The organism is Brevundimonas sp. NPDC058933 (assembly GCF_049315965.1).
Lineage (GTDB): Bacteria > Pseudomonadota > Alphaproteobacteria > Caulobacterales > Caulobacteraceae > Brevundimonas.
In genome coordinates this window covers 128,473-148,402 of record NZ_JBMOSL010000006.1, presented here as the reverse complement: position 1 = coordinate 148,402, position 19,930 = coordinate 128,473, and the positions used below count along the sequence as shown (strand labels likewise).

The 19,930-nt window shown below is 64.7% G+C and carries 16 protein-coding genes and 1 tRNA gene; 8 read left to right on the top strand and 9 right to left on the bottom strand.

From position 1 onward, the window contains the following. Positions 1–17 precede the first annotated feature (17 nt). Positions 18–94: transfer RNA gene (locus ACOZBP_RS12115), tRNA-Met, on the top strand. A 465-nt stretch (positions 95–559) separates the two neighbouring features. Beyond that, on the top strand, positions 560–5,329 hold the full coding sequence (locus ACOZBP_RS12110; RefSeq protein ID WP_422676690.1) for an NACHT domain-containing protein: 4,770 nt from the start codon (positions 560–562) through the stop codon (positions 5,327–5,329). A gap of 418 nt (positions 5,330–5,747) precedes the next feature. On the opposite strand, the gene ACOZBP_RS12105 is transcribed toward ACOZBP_RS12110, so the two are convergent. Further along, positions 5,748–5,978: a helix-turn-helix domain-containing protein gene (locus ACOZBP_RS12105; protein WP_422676686.1), complete on the bottom strand. Its 231-nt coding sequence runs from the start codon at positions 5,976–5,978 to the stop codon at positions 5,748–5,750. A 135-nt stretch (positions 5,979–6,113) separates the two neighbouring features. Between ACOZBP_RS12105 and ACOZBP_RS12100 the strand changes: the two genes are divergently transcribed. The 3 genes from ACOZBP_RS12100 (at position 6,114) to ACOZBP_RS12090 (ending at position 7,179) form a co-directional block, all read left to right on the top strand. Beyond that, a complete protein-coding gene (locus ACOZBP_RS12100; protein WP_422676685.1) occupies positions 6,114–6,494 on the top strand; it encodes a hypothetical protein in 381 nt (126 codons plus the stop codon). A 71-nt stretch (positions 6,495–6,565) separates the two neighbouring features. Then, positions 6,566–6,931: a hypothetical protein gene (locus tag ACOZBP_RS12095; protein WP_422676684.1), complete on the top strand. Its 366-nt coding sequence runs from the start codon at positions 6,566–6,568 to the stop codon at positions 6,929–6,931. Continuing rightward, on the top strand, positions 6,928–7,179 hold the full coding sequence (locus ACOZBP_RS12090; protein WP_422676683.1) for a sigma factor-like helix-turn-helix DNA-binding protein: 252 nt from the start codon (positions 6,928–6,930) through the stop codon (positions 7,177–7,179). Before ACOZBP_RS12095 ends, ACOZBP_RS12090 begins: the two co-directional genes overlap by 4 nt. Positions 7,180–7,313: 134 nt before the next feature. On the opposite strand, the gene ACOZBP_RS12085 is transcribed toward ACOZBP_RS12090, so the two are convergent. From ACOZBP_RS12085 to ACOZBP_RS12065, 5 genes are read right to left on the bottom strand one after another with little or no spacing between them, the layout of a single operon-like run. Then, positions 7,314–7,790 (bottom strand): GlcG/HbpS family heme-binding protein, encoded by a 477-nt coding sequence (locus tag ACOZBP_RS12085; protein WP_422676682.1) that lies wholly within the window; start codon positions 7,788–7,790, stop codon positions 7,314–7,316. A 12-nt stretch (positions 7,791–7,802) separates the two neighbouring features. Beyond that, positions 7,803–8,951 (bottom strand): aldo/keto reductase, encoded by a 1,149-nt coding sequence (locus tag ACOZBP_RS12080; protein ID WP_178827003.1) that lies wholly within the window; start codon positions 8,949–8,951, stop codon positions 7,803–7,805. A gap of 25 nt (positions 8,952–8,976) precedes the next feature. Beyond that, positions 8,977–9,975, bottom strand: coding sequence for an aldo/keto reductase (locus ACOZBP_RS12075; protein WP_178827005.1), 999 nt, complete (start codon positions 9,973–9,975; stop codon positions 8,977–8,979). A gap of 9 nt (positions 9,976–9,984) precedes the next feature. Then, positions 9,985–10,539 (bottom strand): flavodoxin, encoded by a 555-nt coding sequence (locus tag ACOZBP_RS12070; protein WP_422676681.1) that lies wholly within the window; start codon positions 10,537–10,539, stop codon positions 9,985–9,987. 56 nt (positions 10,540–10,595) lie between these two features. Further along, on the bottom strand, positions 10,596–11,582 hold the full coding sequence (locus ACOZBP_RS12065) for an aldo/keto reductase (RefSeq protein ID WP_178827084.1): 987 nt from the start codon (positions 11,580–11,582) through the stop codon (positions 10,596–10,598). Between the two features lie 118 nt (positions 11,583–11,700). On the opposite strand from ACOZBP_RS12065, the gene ACOZBP_RS12060 reads away from it, so the two are divergent. Then, on the top strand, positions 11,701–12,597 hold the full coding sequence (locus ACOZBP_RS12060) for a LysR family transcriptional regulator (RefSeq protein ID WP_178827009.1): 897 nt from the start codon (positions 11,701–11,703) through the stop codon (positions 12,595–12,597). 308 nt (positions 12,598–12,905) lie between these two features. On the opposite strand, the gene hmpA is transcribed toward ACOZBP_RS12060, so the two are convergent. Next, complete coding sequence (hmpA, locus tag ACOZBP_RS12055) at positions 12,906–14,114, bottom strand: NO-inducible flavohemoprotein (RefSeq protein WP_184273611.1); 1,209 nt, start codon at positions 14,112–14,114, stop codon at positions 12,906–12,908. Between the two features lie 165 nt (positions 14,115–14,279). Further along, complete coding sequence (locus ACOZBP_RS12050; protein ID WP_178827013.1) at positions 14,280–14,969, bottom strand: alternative oxidase; 690 nt, start codon at positions 14,967–14,969, stop codon at positions 14,280–14,282. A gap of 244 nt (positions 14,970–15,213) precedes the next feature. Here ACOZBP_RS12050 and ACOZBP_RS12045 point away from each other — a divergent pair, with 244 nt between their 5' ends. Then, entirely contained in the window at positions 15,214–16,584 is a 1,371-nt protein-coding gene (locus tag ACOZBP_RS12045; protein WP_422676680.1) for a PAS domain S-box protein, read from the top strand. After that, complete coding sequence (gene fixJ / locus ACOZBP_RS12040; protein ID WP_178827017.1) at positions 16,581–17,186, top strand: response regulator FixJ; 606 nt, start codon at positions 16,581–16,583, stop codon at positions 17,184–17,186. Before ACOZBP_RS12045 ends, fixJ begins: the two co-directional genes overlap by 4 nt. A gap of 362 nt (positions 17,187–17,548) precedes the next feature. Here fixJ and ACOZBP_RS12035 read toward each other — a convergent pair whose 3' ends face one another. After that, positions 17,549–19,918: a glucan 1,4-alpha-glucosidase gene (locus ACOZBP_RS12035; RefSeq protein WP_292091957.1), complete on the bottom strand. Its 2,370-nt coding sequence runs from the start codon at positions 19,916–19,918 to the stop codon at positions 17,549–17,551. Between the last annotated feature and the right edge of the window lie 12 nt (positions 19,919–19,930).

Genomic DNA, 19,930 nt, shown 5'->3' with positions numbered 1-19,930 from the left:
TTCGCACGCCGCCTTGCCGCGGGATGGAGCAGCCCGGTAGCTCGTCAGGCTCATAACCTGAAGGTCGCAGGTTCAAATCCTGCTCCCGCACCCAAGATTTTAACCCGCTATTCCAATAGGATAGCGGGTTTTTCTTTGCCCGAATTCCAAGCCCCAATTCTGGCCGTGGAAGCCACGTGGAAGCGCTTGGCGCGCAAACCCAGGCGGGGAGGGGCTCAGATCACATCTCCGAGATCCGTGCCTTTGAGGGTGCTATGTCTTGGCACTGGCGTCCGCAAGATATCTTGAATGACATAACGCCCGTTCATCCTGCCTTTCTCGGAGGGGCGGGCGCATTCAGCTTCTTCACTATAGCCATGATGTTGCACATTGTGGCCCTCGCCACGTAATCAACGCGCGCTGTCTCACACACCCGCAAGGTCATGGGCCTGTGTCGAGCGGCCAACTGAAAGGCTATCCACAGACCATGAGCATCTCGCGACCAGATGATACGGGTCCTGGTCTTTTGGCCGCGCCCCCCGCCGGAGAGTTTCCCTGCTCACCGGTGGCCTCTGTGGAGATGACTCTGCCGTTTGGCGGGCTGTCGTGGGAGAACTTCGAGCGTCTCTGCTACCGACTAGCGCTCAAGGCGGGCGTGTTCGATCACGTCGCGCGCTACGGGCGAACCGGTCAGTTTCAAGCGGGTATCGATGTGTTCGCCCGTACGCCCGCTGGGCCCTATGAGGTCTGGCAGGCCAAACGGTATCGATCCTATGGCGTCAGCAATCTCAAGGCCGCCGTGAAAGCCTTCTTGGCGGGCGACTGGGTCAATCGGACCGAGAGCCTCGTCATCGCTGTCCAGGCGTCCCTCGATGACGTCAAACTGCAGAACGAGATAGAAAATCAGGCGAGCATCCTCGCCGCAAAAGGTATCCGACTGCAGGTGCTGGGCGGCGACGCCCTCGTCGAGCGGATCAGGCCGCACCAAGATCTCGTGCTCGCTTTCTTCGGCCGCGTCTGGCTGAAGGCCTTCTATGGGGACGCCGTCGATCCCGCCGTTCGCGATCGCTTGGACGGTGCCGAGTTCGCCCAGGTTCGCGACCAGTTGGCCCGCCTCTACACAGCCCGGTTCAGCGATCTCGATCAGGGCGTCGCGATCAGTCAAGCCGCCGGTGGCGGCGGACCGCTGAAGCCGATGCCTCTTCTGGACCGCTACGCGACACCTGATGTCTTCATTCGTGAAGCGGAAACCGAGAATAAACGCGCCGAACGGGGGCCGGCCTCGCCGTCAACGTTGCCGGACGATTTCGATCCTCGAAGCCGACGAACCGACGACGGCGTTTCGAACGCCGACCAACTGCGGCGTCGCCCCGTTACAGACTGGTTGGCGGACGGCGACAGGATTGCAGTGATCGCGGACGCCGGGGCGGGCAAAAGCACACTCCTGCGGGCGATCGCTTTGGACCTACTATCCGATCATTCCGTCTTCCCGGCACTATCGGCCCGGTGGGGAGACCGCCTCCCGATCGTCGTGTCCTTCGCCAAATGGGCCCGGGCCACAGCCGACCGCCAGGGCGACGTAGGGCTGAAGGATCTGGTCGCGCTCACCCTTCAGCCCTTTCTGACCGTCGACTTCGTATCCCTAATTCAGCGGGCGATTGACGAACGGCGCATCGTCCTCATCGTCGACGGCCTTGATGAATGGTCGGCCGAGCAGGCGGCGCGTACGACCCTCCAAACCCTACTGACCTTCGTCCAGGTGCACGATATCCCCACGATCGTGTCCGGCAGACCAAACGGCCTGAACAAGATCGGCGCCCTGCCGCAGGCTTGGAAGGCGGCCGAGCTTGCCCCCCTTTCGCCCGCTCAGCAAAAGCAGCTGGCTCTGACATGGTTCAATCGGGTGCGGGGTGCAGGAACCGACGCGTCCTCCCTAGACGCAATTGCGGCGTGGGAGGCGGAGCGCTTTCTCAAGGAACTGGGGGGTGACGTCGGACTTGGCGACTTGGCGGGCACACCGCTTCTTTTCACGGGGTTATTGTTGCTCGCGGTCCGGGACGTGGCTCTGCCGCGAAACCGCGCCCAAGCGCTCCAATCCCTGATCACACTGCTGCTCGAGGCCCATCCCGAAGCCCGCGCCACTGCCGCCGGCGAAGTCGCTTCCAGGTTCGACCAGGCCTCGACGCCTGAAGTCCGTCAGTCGGCCGTCGCGGCCTTGGCTTTCGCGTCGCGTCGCGACGGCGGGGACGCGGGCTATCCGCGTGCGGACGCGCGTAAGGTCATTCGCGATCACCTCATGTCCGAGGCCGTGCCGGACGCATCGCAAGCGTTGGCGATCGCCGGTGAGATTTTGGCCGTCAACGCCGAGACGGTCGGCCTCATCGTAGAGAAGGCACCGGGCGAAGTGGGTTTCGCTCACGCCAGTCTGGAAGAGTTTCTGGGCGCCTTACATGTGCACAGCTGGCGTTTCAGCGAACTTCTAACCTTTGTAACGCAAAAGGCTGGCGATCCGCGCTGGCGCAACGTTCTGCGCAATCTGGTGGCGGTGAACACTCGCCCCAGCGAGATCGATGACATTGTCGCCGCTCTCGAGGGAGCGGAGACGGATGTAGCTGGGGATCTGAATCGCCGAAGGGTCTTGGCGGAACTGGCGTTCAGTCCCTCGCGCATGTCTGCGGCCACCGCCCGACGGCTGGCGCGGGTTGCCTTTGATGTGATCGAAGGTTCGGGTCTCGAAAGCGAACGGATGGCCATGACGCGGGCCGCCTTGCAAGGGTTGAGCGACCCCGTTCTCCAGGTAGAGGTAGAGCGACGTCTTCGACGTTGGGCACCGCGCCGAGACGGCTATCCGGCCCAGATCTATTCGGCCCTCGCGACCTGGCCCGCCGACGAGACACTGGCGTCGGCCTTGTTGGCCGGTCTCCGAGACGAGGAACCCAGCGCAACGCGAGCGGCGGCCCGAGGCATGGCAGCCCGCTTCGGCGGTCAGGCCGAAGTAGAGGCGCAGCTGCGGGCGCTGACTGGTCCGGATATCGATCTCCCGGTTGTGGCCGCAGCTCTTGAAGCGCTTGTCAGGGGTTGGCCGGATGCCGACCTGACGGACCTGATTGCTTGCGCCCGCGCGAGTCGCGATCCGCTGATGCAGGTGATTGCCATCTGGAGCCGGATTTTCCGAGGCGAGCGTCTTGAAGACGACCTTCTTGTCCTCCTTCGTCTGGTGAGCGACCATTCGCCTCTGGATTTTCGATACCGCGACATTGCGCGTGACGCCTTGACCACGGGCTGGACGGACAACGATCAGGTCGTGAAGTCAGCGTTGGCGACATTGGATCGTCATGGCCCCCGCGAGATGGACCGGGAAGTGGCTTATTCCGTGCTGTTCGCCAGCACGCCGGGACGACCGGAGGTGAAAGCCTGGATTCTGGAGGAGCTTCAGGGCGACTATCCGTTCAACTCAATGGCGATCCGCAACTGGGAGGGGCTGCTGCCGTTCGCTCAGGCTGATGCGGAAATCCACGAGGCCCTGGTCGCGGTCATCGTCTCGGGCGAGAAATCTTACCGGGAGAACTATGTCTGGCCGATCATCGCTGGCCTGGGCGACGTCAGGCTCCGCGACTTCGCCATCGCACAGACACGCGCGACCACCAGCCACTCCCGTTACTGGAACCTCCTGCCTCTCGTTCAGGGATGGGCTGAGGATCAAGAAGCGCAGGCCCTGTTCCAAGAGATGATTGCGCTCGGCGACGAGCAGATCGACATGATCGCCAGCCTGTTGCCTCAACTTCATGCATCACCGGAGGCGGCGCGAGCGCATCTCATCCGGATTCTTGCGAATGCGCCGAAGGCGCGGCGGGATCTGATCGTCCAAGCGCTTCAGGAGGTCGACAGCGACGGCGAGGACGACGAAGCGGTCCAAGCGCTTCTGCCGTATCTGCGCGCGACCGACAGCCGGCCCTTCGAGCCGATCGCCGCCTATATGGTGTTCGCAAGCCACCCTGCTGTCCGTAGCGCCGCTGTGTCGCGCCTGAAGGAGGCGGAGGTGCCTTTGGCCCTCTTGGCGCGGGCGTTTCCCGATGAACCGGAGATCGTCGAGGAGGCGCTGTCAGCGGCCCATGGCTTGCCGGCGAGCCTTCGCGCGGTCATTGCCGCCGCGAGCGGCGTGGGGGCCGACCGACACCCTGCACTCGCGCGTATTCTGGCCGATTACGACAAGGAGACCGACTTCCACCTGCGGATTCAGCTCTCCGTCGACCAGCACCGCTTGCTCAAGGCGCGCGGCGCCGTCGACGATGTAATCGAGCGCCTGGCCGACGCCCTTGATCGCCCCGGCGCAGACTTCGAGGAGCGCCGCGGTGCCGCCTTCGCCGGCCTCGTCGCTCTGGACGCCGCCGACCGTATCCTTTCGGCCAGCCGACAAGAGGGCCGGGTGCGGGTCGGATCCTTTGTCCGGCGCGGATTGAGCAGCGCCGTGGGCGACCTGATCGTGGAGCGATGGTCGGTGCTGAAGGCCCAGCTCGGTGATCCTTTCATTGACCGTGTCATATCAGGGTCCGACACCTCGTTGTGGCCCGCCCTGTCGCGTTATCTTGGTCCCAACCCAGAAGCGCGCCGCGACTTTCTCAGCTGGTGCGGCGGACAGAAGCAGATCGGTTCCACTGCGCTGCGCACGCTTGCGGAATTTTGGCCCGGTGATGAGGTGCTTCGAACTCATGCACTGAACGCCGTGACTCTCGGCAAGCGATCAAGTGAGCCCCTGCAGAGCGTGGTCGTAGCGGCGGAGATTCTCAGGGATCAGTTTCCCGACCCCGCTCTAGGCGAACAGCTGCGCGCGCAGTTCGCGGCGACGCGCGACCTGCGTGCCGCAGTGGCGCTCGCCATCGTCGATCCCGCCGCTCCAGACCTCGGAACGCGCAAGGTCTCGGCCCTAGAAATGGGGCGCGACCACCATGAATGGTTGGGGGCAGTCCTGATCGCAGTTCATCTGGACCCTCCAGAGGTTCTAACGCCGCTTGTCCACGCCTTGGCGGAACGGGAGCCGCATGCTGGCCGGGAAAGCCAACCCGCCATGACGGCGGCGCTTGTGGACCGATTGAGCCGAGATGCGGCGGCTTGTATCGCCTTGCGGCTGAGTTTGGACGCCACCCTGTCCGCAACGGCCTTCGCCGCTTCGGCTTCGCTCCTGGCGGCCGCTGGCAAGCTCGACACGTCAGGGGTCGACCTTTGTGTCCGGGCGCTGAAATCCGAGCGGGAGAGCCAGAAGATTCCGACTGCCGTGTTTGATCTCCGGCAAGATCGATGGCGCGCCTTCGCCCATGTTTTGGCGGATACCATACAAGCTTCTGGCCTGTGACAGCCCATCTCTGACGATGTGCGTGAAGACCCGATGTGCCAACGCTTCGTGACCGTTCCTGCATCGGTCCCGCTCGCGCAGACGTTCTGGGCCGCTGAAGATGAAAGGTCGCGCGATTAAGAGGGCAGGATAAAAGCCGCAAGGTTCGGCGGGGGTGGGGCAGCAATTCCTCGTCTTATTTCAACCGGATACGACAAGGTGCGTTTTGGGCGCATAAGTTGCCATTTTCGATAGCCCATTGAGTTATCGCAACAAATCACACCTTTAGTGGCGTCTCGCAGGCCTTTGAGGGGGCCGGACCGCTATCGGCCGGTCAAGGGCGGCTGCGCCGTCGCGGGGCGATGAGCGCGTGCCGCGCTCACCCCTGACAGTCCTTTCGCGGCCCGGCGTTAGTCAGCCATGGCGACGTTAGTGAAGATCAGGCCTTCAGTCGAACGCCAGGACCGCCAGCGGCGTCGGCCGGAATGAACACGGCGCCGGCCTCCTCGAGCGAGTTCTGAATCCGCGCCATATTGGTGGTCAGGATTGCGCCTTTGCCGGTCTCGAAACGCAGGATGGTGGAGTCTGCGACGCCGGAGCGTTCTGCCAACTCGCGAACGCTTATTCCGAGCGCAGCACGAGCCATACGAACCTGCACAGCGTGCATCATGACTGAAATTCCTCTTTTGATGACGGAATTTCATTGACAACGTCGCTGAAATTCGGTCGAGTGTAGTGGAGATTCCATCAAACTCCACCGCTCAGCGATGAATGGGCGACCGAACGTTTGCGCGGGAGGTTCCGCATGCATGACTTTCAGAGGGTATCCTGGCACCAACAATGGCTGGCGCTCAATGACGAGTATGTCCGGCAGCTAGACGCTTGGGCGGCGGCCTTGGCGCGCCTAGAGCGCCAGCCGGGTTGGTTCGCCAAGTCGGATGCGGATCGCGAAGAGGCGGAACGGGCCAGCGGACTTACTGACCTCAGCACTCGTTTGCGGCTGATGGACCGCCGCTTGAGTCGCTGGTTGCGCTTCCTACCCAAGAATCCAGCTCGGGATGTCGAGGGCGTCGTCGCGAATCTGCAAGTCGCCGAACGCCTGCTGGCGCCGGAGGAAAACCGCATCGTGCATGGACTGATCGCCCGCGCCGCCCGTGACCTCTCCTGTTTGCAGCATCCGTCGTGACACGCGCTCGTCGGCGCCCCCACAGACGTCTGGCCCAGGTGCTTGCAGGGAATGCCAGGGCTTTCAGGGAAATGGCGCAAACAGCAAACTCGGAGATTGACGGATCTCGCGCCTACTTTCTGGCCATCGCCATTGAACTGGCCCTGAAGGCCTATCTCCTCCAGCGCGGGATTACGGACGACTGGAACCGCATTCACCTGCGGCATGATCTGAGTAAGGCGCTAAGATGCGTTCGTATGGCAGGCCTGCGCCATCTGCCGGACGGACTTCTGCAACTCATCGCCGCCCTCAGCCCGCTTTATGCTTCAGGGGCGTTGTCCTTTGGACAGGGCAAGCCCGTGCTCCTGATGACGCCGGAAAACGCAGACGAAGTGGTCGGCGGGCTTCTATCGGCTGTTGTAGCCGCCATGGATGACAACGGGCAGGCAGACAGATGAACCGCCAGAGGGCCTCTTCACGACGCTTTTTAAGGCGCTCGGCAGCCCCTGATCAGAAGCGCGCCCTCGCTAGGGCGATCCTGCAACTCCCGGCCGATCTGCGGGACGTGTTCCTGCTGCACCGGATGACGGGACTGTCCTTTGAAGAGATCGGCCAACAACTCGGCATCGAGCGCACCGGGGTTCAGGCCTATCTGGCGGAAGCCTTGGCGCGGATAGTTTGCGCGGCGCCGCCCGATGATGTCTGACGCTGGGCAGGGGCTAGCCGATCCTTGCTCGCAGCCTGCCCGTTAAATCACCGACGTCACTGTATGGCAAAGGACGTTCTTTGACTCATCCCTGACTTTCCCAAGGTCTGCTTCTGGGCGGTGAGCCGAAGTCGCTATTGGGCACCAGCGATGGCCGCTGCAACGACTGCGTCTTCGGCTGAAGTTCCGCCGGAAATTCCAACCGCTCCGACGACCCGGCCATCTACAACGATTGGCACGCCCCCACCGATGGCGACGAAGTCGTCTGCCGTCAGCAGCGCGTATCGACCATTGTTCACCTGCTCCTCCCGACTGGCCGTCGTGGTGCGGAAACGGGCGGAGGTTCGAGCCTTGGCCTGGGCGAGCGGGATGGAGCCGTAAGGGACGCCGTCCATTCTGGCGAAGGCGACCAGTTCTCCTGACGGCTCGACCACAGCGATAGCCAAGGGCAGGCCCCGGCGCGCGCCTTCTTCCAGGCCGCGCTGAACGATCGCCTGGGCTTGTTCGATGCCGACGGGTTCGCCGTAGACAGGCCCCGAAGGCCGGGGCTCGGCCTGCTGAGCCTGTGCCCCGGTCGTCGTCGTCAGGACCGCCAGAAGTCCGAGCATCATTCCCTTCATTCCTCAGGTCCTCGGCGGGGCTTCGACCTCGGAGTAGGCGAGGACGGCGTCGGGCAGACGGGCTCCCTTGATCTCGATGGCGTCGGCGGCGGCCGTGAACTCGGTCAGTTCCGCCGGCGTGAACCGGATGGCGGCGGCGCCGGTATTCTCCAGCATGTGCGCCATCTGGGTCGTGCCGGGGATGGGCACGATCCACGGCTTCTGCCCCAGCAGCCAGGCCAGGGCGATCTGCCCAGGCCGGGCGTCCTTGCGTTCGGCCCACTGTTTCACGAGGTCGACCAGGGGGAGATTAAGCGGCAGGTTCTCGGGCGAGAAGCGTGGCTCGATGCCCCGGATGTCGCCGGGCGCGAAGCGGGTGTTGGCGTCGATGGCGCCGTTCAGGAAAGCCACCCCCAGCGGGCTCCAGGGAACAAAGCCGATGCCCAGTTCCTCGCAGGCGCCGAGCACCCACTCTTCCGGGCCGCGCCAAAGCAGCGAATATTCGTTCTGCACGGCGGTGAGGGGCTGTTCCGCGTGGGCGCGGCGCAGGGTCTGCTGACCCATCTCGCACATGCCCCAATGCAGGACCTTCCCTTCGGCCATCAGCTCCTTCATCAGGCCGGCGACGTCCTCGATCGGCACTTCGGGATCGACCCGGTGTTGGTAAAGCAGGTCGATCCGATCGGTCTTGAGGCGCTGGAGCATGCCGTCGACGACGCGGCGGACGTGGTCCGGCCGGCTGTTGCGGCCCGGCCGGCGCTGGCCGGTTTCCTGATCGATGTTCCAGCCGAATTTGGAGGTGATCACTACCCGGTCGCGGATCGGCTCGACCGCCTCGCCGAGCAGGCGTTCCACGTCGTGCGGGCCATAGGCCTCTGCGGCGTCGAAGAAGGTGACGCCGGTGTCGTAGGCCGTGCGGATGATGTTGATCATCTCCGGCCGAGTCGGGATGGTCGTCTGATAGGTGCGCGTCATGTTCTGCACGCCTAGGCCGATGCTCGACACTTCCAGGCTGCCGAGGCGGCGGCGATCCGGCGGCGTGACCTGGGTCGTCCGGGCGGCCTGCACCGGCGTTCGCGCGCTCGCCGCCGTCGTCGCGAGGGCGGGCAAGGCCAGGCCTGCACCGAGCAGGCCCCGGCGTCCGACGCCTCTGGTCTTGTCATTGGTTTGCATGGTTCGTCTCCTGGGTGTGTGTGAGTCAGCGGCCGGTCTGGGCGAGCACGGCTTCGGGCAGGCGGTCGCCCTGGATCGGGATGGCGGCGGCGGCGGCGTCGATGGTCGACAGGTCGTCGGTCGTCAGGTCGACGTCGGCCGCTCCCAGGTTCTCTTCCAGCCGGTGTAGTTTGGTGGTGCCGGGGATCGGCACGATCCACGGCCTCTGCGCCATCAGCCAGGCCAGGGCGATCTGGGCCGGGGTCGCCCCCTTCTGCGCCGCGATGTCCTTTAGCAGATCGACCAGAGCCATGTTGGCCGCCCGCGCCTCGGTCGAGAAGCGCGGCGAGACCGAGCGGAAGTCGCCGGGCGCCAGTTCGGTCGACGCGTCGATCTTGCCGGTCAGGAAGCCGGCGCCCAGAGGGCTGAACGGCACGAAGCCGATGCCGAGTTCGTCGCAGGCGGCCAGCGCACCGTTGGTTTCGACGTCGCGGGTCCAAAGCGAATACTCACTCTGCAGCACGGCGACCGGCTGCACCGCGTGGGCGCGACGAAGGGACTCGACGCTTGGCTCCGACAGACCGAAGTGCCGGACCTTGCCCTCTTCGATCAACGCCTTCACCGCGCCTGCGACATCCTCCATGGGCACGGCCGGATCGACGCGGTGCTGGTAGAGCAGGTCGATATGATCGGTGCGCAAGCGCTTGAGCATGGCGTCCACGACGGCGTGGATATGGTCGGGTTTGCTGTTGAGGCCGCCGGTGCGGGCGCCGGTGTCCAGATCGATGTCGAAGCCGAACTTGGTGGCGATGACGACCTTGTCGCGGAACGGCTCGACCGCCTCGCCGAGCAGGGACTCATTGGCGAACGGCCCATAGGCTTCAGCCGTGTCGAAGAAGGTGACGCCGCGCTCGAAGGCGTCGCGGATCAGGCGCACCGCGTCTTGTGTGGGCGTGGCGTCGCCATAGGCCGATGACAGACCCATGCAGCCATAGCCGAGGGCCGAGACGTCAAGGCCGGATTTGCCGAGGATGCGCGTCTTCATGGGTGTCTCCTATCGATTGGCCTGGACGCCGGTGTCGGAGCCCAGCCATTCCGTAATCAGGGTGATCGTCCGACGTTCCTGGTCCGCCTCCATCACGAAGGCGTCGAGGATGCGCGCGCCGGGCGCGTGGCTGGCGAGGACGGACAGGCTGCTGCCCTGCCCGTAGCCGCCGTGGGTGATGAAGGGGCGCACCGTCTTGCCGGACAGGTCGTGCCGCCGCAGGAAGCTGCGGATCACTGGCGGCGCGGTCTCGCCCCAGATCGGGAAGCCCAGATAGACGGTGTCGTAGGCGGCCAGGTTCTGGACCTCGGCTTTCAGCGACGGCTCGAAGCCGGCGTCCCGCTCGCGCCGTGCCTGATCCACGTTCGCCTGATAATCCTCTGGATAGGGCTCTGCGGGCAGGATTTCGAACAGGTCCGCGTCCAGCGTGCGCTTCAACTGACCGGCGATAACGCGGGTGTTTCCCGAGCGCGTGAAATAGGCGACCAGGATGTTCGATGTCGGTCCCGCTACCGGTCGCGTCTCTTGGGCGCAGGCCGTGGTCGATCCAGCTATCAAGGTCATGGCTACAGGCGCCGACAGGGCTGCGCGCCGCGAGACTCCATGATCGCCGCCATCCGTCATCGCCCGACCCTCGCCTGCAAGTGCGTGGGATAGCGGTCGCCCCGAACCGTGATCTGGGCGAGAGCCGTCTCGATCTTCGCCCAGTCGTCGACCGTCAGTTCCACGTCGGCGGCCCCGAGGTTCTCCTCCAGCCTATGCAGTTTCGTCGTGCCGGGAATCGGCGCGATCCACGGTTTCTGCGCCAGCAACCAGGCCAGGGCGATCTGCGGCGGGGTGACGCCCTTGGCTGCCGACAGGGTCTGAAGCGCTTCGACCAGGGCCTGGTTCTGTCCCAGCGCCTCGCTGCCGAAACGGGGCACGACGCTGCGGAAATCGTCCTTGCCGAAGGTGGCATCCGCTGCGATGGCGCCGGTCAGGAAGCCCTTTCCCAGCGGGCTGAACGGTACGAAGCCGATGCCGAGTTCCTCCAGCGTCGGGATGACCTCCTGCTCCGGCTCGCGCCACCACAGCGAATATTCGCTTTGCAGGGCCGTCACCGGCTGGACGGCGTGGGCGCGCCGGATCGTGTCGACGCCGGCCTCGGACAGCCCGAAATGCTTAACCTTGCCTTCGGCGATCAGGTCCCGAACCGTGCCCGCCACATCCTCGATCGCCACGTCGGGATCGACCCGGTGCTGGTAGTAGAGATCGATCGCCTCGACCCGCAGGCGGCGCAGGGAGCCCTCGGTCGCCCGGCGGATGTCGTCCGGTCGGCTGGACAGTTTCTGCTCGCCAAAGGACTGACCCGGCTCGAAACCGAACTTGGTGGCGATGACGACCTGATCGCGGAACGGCTCAAGCGCCTCGCCGACCATCTCCTCGTTGGCTTCGCCGTAAATTTGAGCCGTGTCGAACAGGGTGACGCCGCGCTCCACGGCGGCCCTGATCAGGGCGACGCCGTCTTCCTTGGCGACGGCGCGGCCATAGCCGTGGCTCAGTCCCATGCAACCGAGGCCGAGGCTGGAGACTAGAAGGCCGCTTCGGCCGAGTTCGCGCTTGTCCATATCCATCTTCAACATCGTCGTTCGGACCATCGTGGGTCGTTCGGCTGGAAAGATAGTGCCAGCGGATAATGTTGATTAGGGTGGGCAATCCGCATGCTCTTGTTAGTCAGGCTTACAGATGGCTCAGCGTTTCGATGATCTCGCCGCCTTCACCGTCGTGGCGCAGGAGCGCAGTTTTACCCGCGCCGGGGCCAAGCTGGGCGTGTCGACGTCAGCTTTGAGCCAGACGATCAAAGCGTTGGAGGGCCGGCTGGGCATCCGCCTCCTGGACCGGACCACGCGCAGCGTGTCGCCGACGGAGGCGGGTGAACGACTGCTCAAGACCGTGGCGCCCCGGTTCGCCGACATCGAACAGGAACTGGCCGCTCTCGGCGACATGCGCGAAAGGCCCAGCGGCACGATCCGCATCAGCGCCGGTGAACATCCGGTGCGCTCGGTTCTCCAGCCGGGCTTGTCCCGGCTGTTGCCCGATTACCCCGACATCCGGGTCGAGGTGATCGTCGACTATGGCCTTATCGACATCGTCGCCGACGGGTTCGACGCCGGCGTCAGACTGGGTGAGCAGGTCGCCAAGGACATGATCGCCCTGCGTATCGGCCCCGACGTGCGCATGGCCGTCGTTGGGTCGCCTGGTTATTTCGAACGTCATGGTCGACCCGCCACGCCGCAGGACCTGACCGACCACAACTGCATCAACATGCGCCTGCCGACGCACGGCGGCCTGTTCCCTTGGGAATTCGAGAAGGATGGGAGGGAGTTGAAGGTGCGGGTAGAGGGACAGTTGACCTTCAACACCATCCGGCCTCGCCTGGACGCGGCCTGCCGAGGATTGGGTCTCGCCTATATGCCGGAAGACATCGTGGCCTCGCAGATCGCATCAGGCGAGTTGGTGCGAGCGCTGGAGGGCTGGTGTCCCCCGTTCCCGGGGTATCACCTCTACTATCCGAGCCGTCGCCATCCTTCACCCGCGTTCGCGCTGCTCGTGGAAGCGCTGCGCTACCGAGAGGGCGGCTAGGTCCATATTCGGGCCACAGGCCAATGACCGCTCCTGGCGCGTAGGCGACCCAACTCCCGCTTTCCAATCGTTCCTTCGACGTATGGCAAGCGGTCATGTTCGCTCGCCCTCAACGCTAACTCGAAGAGTATCGTTATGATTGAGGCGAGAGTAACAGCAGGCGCCGACGCCCTGTAACCGAGCATCGACTTGACGCAGTTGTCGGCATGGGGCTCGACGGCCTGTCAGTCGTCCGATTACCGGCGCATGAATCGGAAAAGCGCCGGGTCGAGGACGTCTGACATCGGCAGACCACGAGGGGGCGGCCCTCAGGCCGCCAGGGCTTCGTCGGCAGGGCCGAAGAACTCATAGTGGATGCGATCGGCGGACACCCCGATGGCGACCAGGTCGGAGACCAGGGCTCGCAAGAAGGGGCGGGGGCCGCACAAGTAGTAGTCGGCTTCTTTCACCGGTGTTTCCGAGGCCAGCCAGGCGCCTGAGATCCGTCCAGTTCGTTCGTGGTCGGCCAGGTTCGCGGCCTCCGGCACGCTTTCGTAGAAGACAGTGTTGCGGCTGGCAGGAATGGCCGCGGCGAGTCGGCGAACATGATCGCCCATGGCGTGGGAGGCGACATCGCGCGCGCCGTGAACATAGTGAACCCGGGCTTGTGGTTGTCGGGCCGCCAGCGCCTCCAGCATGGAAACCATGGGGGTCAGGCCGACGCCGCCGGACAGGAGCACGATGGGACGTTGCGGATCATCCGGCAGGAAGAAGTCGCCCGCCGGCGCGCCGACCTTGAGGATTCGGCCGGGGCGGGCGTTTTCGTGGAGCCAGGTCGAGGCGAGACCATGTGGCTCCCGCTTCACCGAGATCCGATAGGTCTCCCCGTTTGGTGCGGAGGAGATCGAATAGTTACGCTTGATCGGCGAATGCCCGGGTAGGTCAAGCCAGAACGTGAGGTATTGTCCAGGCTTGTGAGCCAGCACCGGGCCACCATCGACCGGCCGCAGGATGATGGAGGTGATGACCGTACTCTCGGGTTGAACTTCCGCCACCTCGAAGGCGCGCCAGCCGTTCCATCCGCCTTCGGCGGCGGCGAGATTCTCGTACAGGGCCGCCTCGCGTGTGATGAGGATGTTCGCGAGGAACCAGTAGGCCTCGCCCCAGGCGGTGAGAACGTCCTCGGTCGCAGCCTCGCCTAGGACGTGGCCGATGGCGCCCAGCAAGGCGCTGGCGACATGGGGGTAATGGTCTGGCATGATCTGCAGTCCGACATGCTTCTGCGCAATGCGTTCAACTGCGGCCGTCAGGGCGCCGAGATTGTCGATATTGGCGGCATAGGCGAGGATTGCGCCTGTGAGCGCGCGGGGCTGAGAGCCAGAATCCCCATGATGCGACTGATTGAAGAGATCGCGAATTTCCGGATTTTGGAACATCCGGGCGTACATCTCCCGGACAATGTCCAAGCCATGGGCCTGAAGGGCTGGAACTGTGGCTTTGACGATCGTGACCGTCCGCTCGCTGAGGGCTTGCGACATCAGTAGGTGTCCTCGGTAAACTGGAAACTGGAAAACGCGGTCGTTCAGGCCGCGGGATTTTTTGGCGGCGTGGCCAAGCCGGGTCAGGTCGGTCGGACGCGCGCGGCGCTTCTTAGATGTCCACGCGCGTGAGGGGGCAGACGGTTCGGTGGAGACGGCGAGGCTTCAGGCCGCAGTCTTCCAGGTCGGCTCCAGCGCAGCGTGAGGCGGGCAGGGCGCCACGGCCTGGACCGGCAATCCCCCGAGTTCGTTGGCGTAGCCGTGGTTGACGTCCCGGTGGTGGGCCTCGTCGGCACGAACGACGAGGACAACGTCGCGCAGGGTCGCAGTGTCAGGAAGGTTCCAGTAGCGTTTGGCGATCTCTGGGGCCAGGACATTGGGCGAGCGCCCTTCGTCGATTTCGGCGAGGTAGTGGGTGTAGCTGATCACGGCTTCTTCCTCGAAATAGCCGACCACCCGGTGGGCCGTCTTGTTGGACACGAGATAGAGACCAAAGAAGAAGAGGTAGAAGACCCACTGGACCGAGACGATGACGAACCGCTCGAACAGCGTCGGTTTCGAGATCTCGATGAAAGTCATCAGGTGCATGCGTTCGTTTTCGGCCTCGTCCATCAGGGTCTTGATCCAGCCCCGATCGTCGCACATCCGACGCAGGCAGCTCAGATGGTTGATGGTGGCGCCCACCATGCCCGGCACAGCCGCGACCGTTTCCAGCACGACAGCGCGATGTCCGTATCGCTTGGCGAAGAAGGTATCCGCACAGAAGCGGAGCAGCTTGGTGAAGCCGAAGGCGACGCGGTCCGACAACCCTTTGGGTTGATGGTGGACGGAGAGATCGACGAGTGGGGCGCTCATGGCCTTGGTCCTTGAAACCGGGGAGTCCCGGGCCGGTTCGTCCGGCGAAAGAGGATGAGGCCGATGTAGAAGAGGCGGGCTGAACGCGGTATCCGGGTCTTGACCCTAGGGGGAATTCCGGAGGCGCGGCCCATTGGTGAACAAGGCTAGAAAGCGGACGATGCGCGTCTTTCATTCGTCTTCTCCCCTTGTGAGGCCCTCTTCGCCTTGGCTAGCAGTCGCCACGGTTCTGGTACTGATCCTCATGGGCGCTTGGGCGCGAGCAGGCCTGCCGTCCCTCTTCGACGCCCGGCTGTCCTTTCTGGTCTTTGTGCCGGCCGTGGTGGCGGGCTCAGCCCTGGGCGGCGTCTGGCCCGGCGCCCTGGCCGCCGGCCTGGGCGTCGCGACGGGACTGCTTCTGGGCGACGCTCAGCCGCAGGTGGCGGAGGCCGCGCTATTCCTTGTCGTCGCGGGCGCCGTGACCTGGGGCGGCGAGTGGTTCCAACGGGTTCTGAAGGAGCTTTCCTCCCGTGAGACCCATCTACGGTTGATCCTGGACACCGTGCCCGACGCCATGATTCTCATCGACGAGAAGGGGGCCATGCGAGCCTTCAGCCCCACTGCAGAACGGCTATTCGGCTGGACTGCGGCCGAAGCCATCGGGCAGAATGTCAGCCTGTTGATGCCCGCACCTCATCGCGAAGCGCACGACAGCTATCTTGAACGCTATTATCGAACCGGAGAACGCCGGATTGTCGGCGTAGGGCGCGTCGTGGTCGGTCGTCGCAAGGATGGGTCCGACGTCCCTCTGGAACTCGCAGTCGGGGAGATGCGGACCAAGGAGGGGCGTTTCTTCACCGGGTTTGTGCGGGATCTGACGGAACGCCAACAGGCTGAGGCCAGGATGCAGGAGCTTCAGGCAGACCTGATCCGGGTGTCGCGTCTGACGGCCCTCGGCGAAATGGCGTCAGCGCTCGCCCATGAGCTGAACCAGCCGTTGACCGCGATCACCAACTACCTGAAGGGCGCGGGGCGACTGCTTCGCTTGGAGAATGCGTCGGTCGATCGCGTCTCCGACGCCGTGGACCGGGCGGCTGACCAGGCGCTGCGCGCCGGCGTGATCATCCGGCGCCTGCGAGAGTTCGTCGCCCGGGGCGAGACTGAAAGGCGGATCGAGAACCTGCACTCGCTCATCGAGGAGGCCAGCGCCCTGGCACTGGTCGGGGCGCGGGAGCACGGCGTTCAGGTGCGGTTCGCCCTCGATCCGTCCGCTGACCTCGTCATCGTTGACAGGGTTCAAATCCAGCAGGTCCTGCTCAACCTGATCCGAAACGCCATGGACGCCATGCAGGACGGCGGGACACGGGACCTGGCCATATCCGCCTCGACGCTGGATGAGGATCATGTCCAGGTCACGGTTTCCGATACGGGGGCGGGGATTGATCCCGATGTGGCGGTCCAGTTGTTCCAGCCCTTCATCACGACGAAGCGGGCCGGCATGGGGGTTGGGCTTTCGATATCGCGGACCATAATGGAAGCCCATGGCGGGCGCCTGTGGTTCGAGGCCAACGCCGCTGGAGGCGCGGATTTTCACTTCACGCTACATCGCGCCCGACTTGAGGAAGAGCTCGCATGACAAACGCTCCGATCATGCACGTCATCGACGACGACGCCGCTGTGAGAGATTCGATCGCCTTCCTCCTGAGTACAGCCGGATTATGCGTGCAAACCCACGAGTCCGCCGTCGCCTTTCTCGCCGTGAAAGACCGACATCCCGGATGCATCATCACCGATGTGCGCATGCCTGACATGACCGGGATAGAGCTGGCACGCCGATTACAGGCGGACGGTTCGGGGGAACCTGTGATCGTCATCACTGGCCATGCCGACATGCCGCTGGCTGTGGAGGCGTTGCGCGCAGGCGTGGTGGATTTCATCGAAAAGCCGTTCGACGACGAATTGCTGTTGGCTTCGATCCAGCGTGCGGCGGATCGAGCGGGCGAAACGGCGTCGGCAGAAGCCGAGAAGCGGATGCTGGTGGCGCGTCTCGACGCCCTGTCAGGACGGGAACGCGACGTGCTCGCAGGATTGGTTCAGGGCCACGCCAACAAGGTCATCGCCTATGATCTCGAGATCAGCGCGCGGACCGTGGAAGTCTATCGCGCCAACCTCATGGCCAAGATGCAGGCTGGAAGCTTGTCCGAACTCTTGCGGATGTACCTCACGGTTCATCCCTAATCGGACGCCTAACTAAAGCGGTTTCAGCGCTGTTGATGGGTTTTTGGATATCTCTAGCGCAGGCAGTACTGGGCCAAGGCTGAACGTGTCCTCTGGGGCGAAAGCGGTCCTGAGGTTGCCGACGGCCGGACGTCCGCTTTCGGGCCGCCAGGCAATGTCCGTTCATGGCGCGTATCGGACTTCCCTAGGTTAGGGCTTCGATCCAGAAGGCTCCGCAGATGCTGAACCATTTTGCGTGTGAACATGCAGCATGACGCAGCGGTTGGAGGTCGATGATCGACCCGGCCTCTGAACACTCTGCTGGAGCCGTCGCAAGCCCGGAAGGGTCAGCGCCGGGACATCCGAAGGACCTCAGCCCATTGTTATGGGGCATGGGCGTGGTGTTTTTCGACCACTTCGTACCGGTCCCAGACCGCGCGATCCGCAAGAGACCGGAGGAGCTTCAGATACTCTGCATGGGTCCAGGCCAGAGGCGTGGCCGAGTTGGTGCCCTGGCCCATCGTCTCATTGTGGCGGGTAGGGGCGCCGACGCCGTCCCAGACCTGCTCGGGCAGCAGCAGGCCAGCGTTGGCGAACCGCTCCATGCCCCGCACATAGGTCTGGCGAATGCCGTCCAGGGTCGCGGAATCGATGCTCCCGGCCTGTAGGGCGCGGGCCAGTTCATAGTGACCGCGCTCGCCGGTGAAGAAGGGCCAGACCCGGCCGCGCTGGCCAGGCGCCATCACGCCGCCGACGCCATAGCCCTTGCCGTCTGACACGTCCTCTCCATAGCCATCGACGCCATAGCGCCGCCAGCCGGGCGTCTGATCGCCCTCGGGGCCGAAGTCGTAGCGAACGCGGTGCATGTCCTCGCGCGCCGTGTCGTCATACTCGCCCAGGGTGTCGAGGATGTGCGGATCGTCGGCCCTTCGCACGCCATAGCGCACCAGCTCCAGAAAGCCGCCGTCGATCACCTGGTCCTCGGGCGGCGCGATCTGGCCGTTGGCCTCGCCGATCAGGGCCTTGTCGTTGGGGTCGGTGTTGCGGGTGATGCGAACATAGTAGCGCCCGTCGCCGAAGTCGCCGCTGGTCGTGAACATCGTCGCCTCGATCTGTGAGGCATAGCGGTCGGCGGCGGCCTGATAGCGATCCGCGCCGGCCGAGTCGCCCACCGCCCGCGCCATCTCGGCGGCGACCGTCAGGCCGGCCACAACCGAGGCGGTGGTGGAGGGCGAATAGCCCTGCTGCTCCTCCCACCGCTCCTGCTGGGTGAAGGGCGGGCGGATCTCGTTCTGGTTCCAGTCGATGTCGACGACACCGCCGTCGACCAGGAAGTCGGCCGCAGGTTTCAGCATCCTGGCGTACATGTCGCGCATGTCCGCATCGCTCAGCCAGCCCAGCGTCCAAAGGCGGTGGCCCAGCATGATCGGCATGGCCGTCTGGTCCAGCTGGACCGCCATCCACTCCAGCGTGCCATCGACGTGGGTCTTCTGCAGGAACCAGCCGCCGTCGCCCTTGTTGCCCGGCGTTTCCTGGCCGACCTGGACCTGCGGCAGATAGTGGAAGGCGGCGAGCGGGGTCTCACGGTCACCCAGCGCCGCGAAGGCCATGGCGACCTGATAGAAGTCGCGCGGCCAGACGGCCTTGTAGCCGGTCGAGGGCCTGGACGCGTCAACCGTGTCGCCCCACGGGTTCGACAGCGACGCGATCAGGGCGCCGGCGTAGGTGTGGTCTTCCAGGGCCTTGATCATCAGGGCCGAGGAATAGGCCAGCTTGCCGCCGTCCGTGCTCTGCGCCGCCAGGCGCGGCAGTTCGGACAGGGAGGCGATATAGTCCTCCCAGCCCAGGTGTTCGCCTTCGCCGTTGAAGCGCCTCAGCACCTCGTCCAGGCCGACGGCCAGGGCGGCGTCGGCCTGGCTCTCAGCCGCCGCGCGGCTGTCGCCGAAACCGATGACGAAGTCGCGGCTCAGGCTCTGACCCTCTTCCAGGCGCGGCAGGGCGCCGGTCAGCATGATGTTCCCGCTCGTCTCGCCGGTGGTCGAATAGGCGGGCAGGGCGCCGGCCTTCAGCCCGGTCAGGCCGTCGGACACGCCCAGGAAACCGACGCTGGCGGCCTCGAACGGGGCGCTGGGGCGCAAGGCCAGATGGACGTTTCCTTCATGGGCGTAGAGGCCGGTCGCGGCGGCCTCTCCCTGATCGTCCACGCCGGTGTTGGCCATGTGCGGCTCCAGCAGGACATAGGGCGTCGCGCCGCCCTTCAGCGCCTGCACGGTGACGCGCAGGACCAGCGCCTGCCGGTCCGGATCGGTGAAGACCTGCTTCTCGATGGCGAAGCGCTCGGCCCTGTCCGTCGTCGTCACGCGATAGGCAGGCGACAGGGGGCGGCCCTCGGCGTCCTTGTGCAGATAGTCGATGGCGAAGTCGGTGTCCGTCCCTTCGACCGCCAGGCCTTCGTCGGTCATCACGGCGAGCCGCAGCTGCTTGATCTGGGCCTCGTGGATAAGTCCGTACATCGTCTCGGTCAGGACGCCGTCGGCGATGGAGAACCAAACCTTGGACACGGTCCCGGTCGGACCTCCGTCGCGATAAGCGCCATCGACATAGGCCTCATAGGCGGTTCCCGCGCCGACCTTGGCGGCATAGGCCCAGGTCGGGGTCTCGCCGGGCGCGCCCGGCGCCACTTGGGCGTTGGCGGCTCCGGTCAGGACGGAGGCGGCGGCGCCGGCCAGGATCAGGCTCTTGAAGATGGTCATGGGGAAGTCTTT

What these genes read in the sequence shown, in the direction of transcription:
- ACOZBP_RS12110 (WP_422676690.1), top strand. Translation starts at nt 560, where the DNA reads ATGACTCTGCCGTTTGGCGGGCTGTCGTGGGAGAACTTCGAGCGTCTC.
- ACOZBP_RS12105 (WP_422676686.1), bottom strand. Translation starts at nt 5,978, where the DNA reads ATGATGCACGCTGTGCAGGTTCGTATGGCTCGTGCTGCGCTCGGAATA.
- ACOZBP_RS12100 (WP_422676685.1), top strand. Translation starts at nt 6,114, where the DNA reads ATGCATGACTTTCAGAGGGTATCCTGGCACCAACAATGGCTGGCGCTC.
- ACOZBP_RS12095 (WP_422676684.1), top strand. Translation starts at nt 6,566, where the DNA reads ATGGCGCAAACAGCAAACTCGGAGATTGACGGATCTCGCGCCTACTTT.
- ACOZBP_RS12090 (WP_422676683.1), top strand. Translation starts at nt 6,928, where the DNA reads ATGAACCGCCAGAGGGCCTCTTCACGACGCTTTTTAAGGCGCTCGGCA.
- ACOZBP_RS12085 (WP_422676682.1), bottom strand. Translation starts at nt 7,790, where the DNA reads ATGATGCTCGGACTTCTGGCGGTCCTGACGACGACGACCGGGGCACAG.
- ACOZBP_RS12080 (WP_178827003.1), bottom strand. Translation starts at nt 8,951, where the DNA reads ATGCAAACCAATGACAAGACCAGAGGCGTCGGACGCCGGGGCCTGCTC.
- ACOZBP_RS12075 (WP_178827005.1), bottom strand. Translation starts at nt 9,975, where the DNA reads ATGAAGACGCGCATCCTCGGCAAATCCGGCCTTGACGTCTCGGCCCTC.
- ACOZBP_RS12070 (WP_422676681.1), bottom strand. Translation starts at nt 10,539, where the DNA reads ATGACCTTGATAGCTGGATCGACCACGGCCTGCGCCCAAGAGACGCGA.
- ACOZBP_RS12065 (WP_178827084.1), bottom strand. Translation starts at nt 11,582, where the DNA reads ATGGACAAGCGCGAACTCGGCCGAAGCGGCCTTCTAGTCTCCAGCCTC.
- ACOZBP_RS12060 (WP_178827009.1), top strand. Translation starts at nt 11,701, where the DNA reads ATGGCTCAGCGTTTCGATGATCTCGCCGCCTTCACCGTCGTGGCGCAG.
- hmpA (WP_184273611.1), bottom strand. Translation starts at nt 14,114, where the DNA reads ATGTCGCAAGCCCTCAGCGAGCGGACGGTCACGATCGTCAAAGCCACA.
- ACOZBP_RS12050 (WP_178827013.1), bottom strand. Translation starts at nt 14,969, where the DNA reads ATGAGCGCCCCACTCGTCGATCTCTCCGTCCACCATCAACCCAAAGGG.
- ACOZBP_RS12045 (WP_422676680.1), top strand. Translation starts at nt 15,214, where the DNA reads ATGGGCGCTTGGGCGCGAGCAGGCCTGCCGTCCCTCTTCGACGCCCGG.
- fixJ (WP_178827017.1), top strand. Translation starts at nt 16,581, where the DNA reads ATGACAAACGCTCCGATCATGCACGTCATCGACGACGACGCCGCTGTG.
- ACOZBP_RS12035 (WP_292091957.1), bottom strand. Translation starts at nt 19,918, where the DNA reads ATGACCATCTTCAAGAGCCTGATCCTGGCCGGCGCCGCCGCCTCCGTC.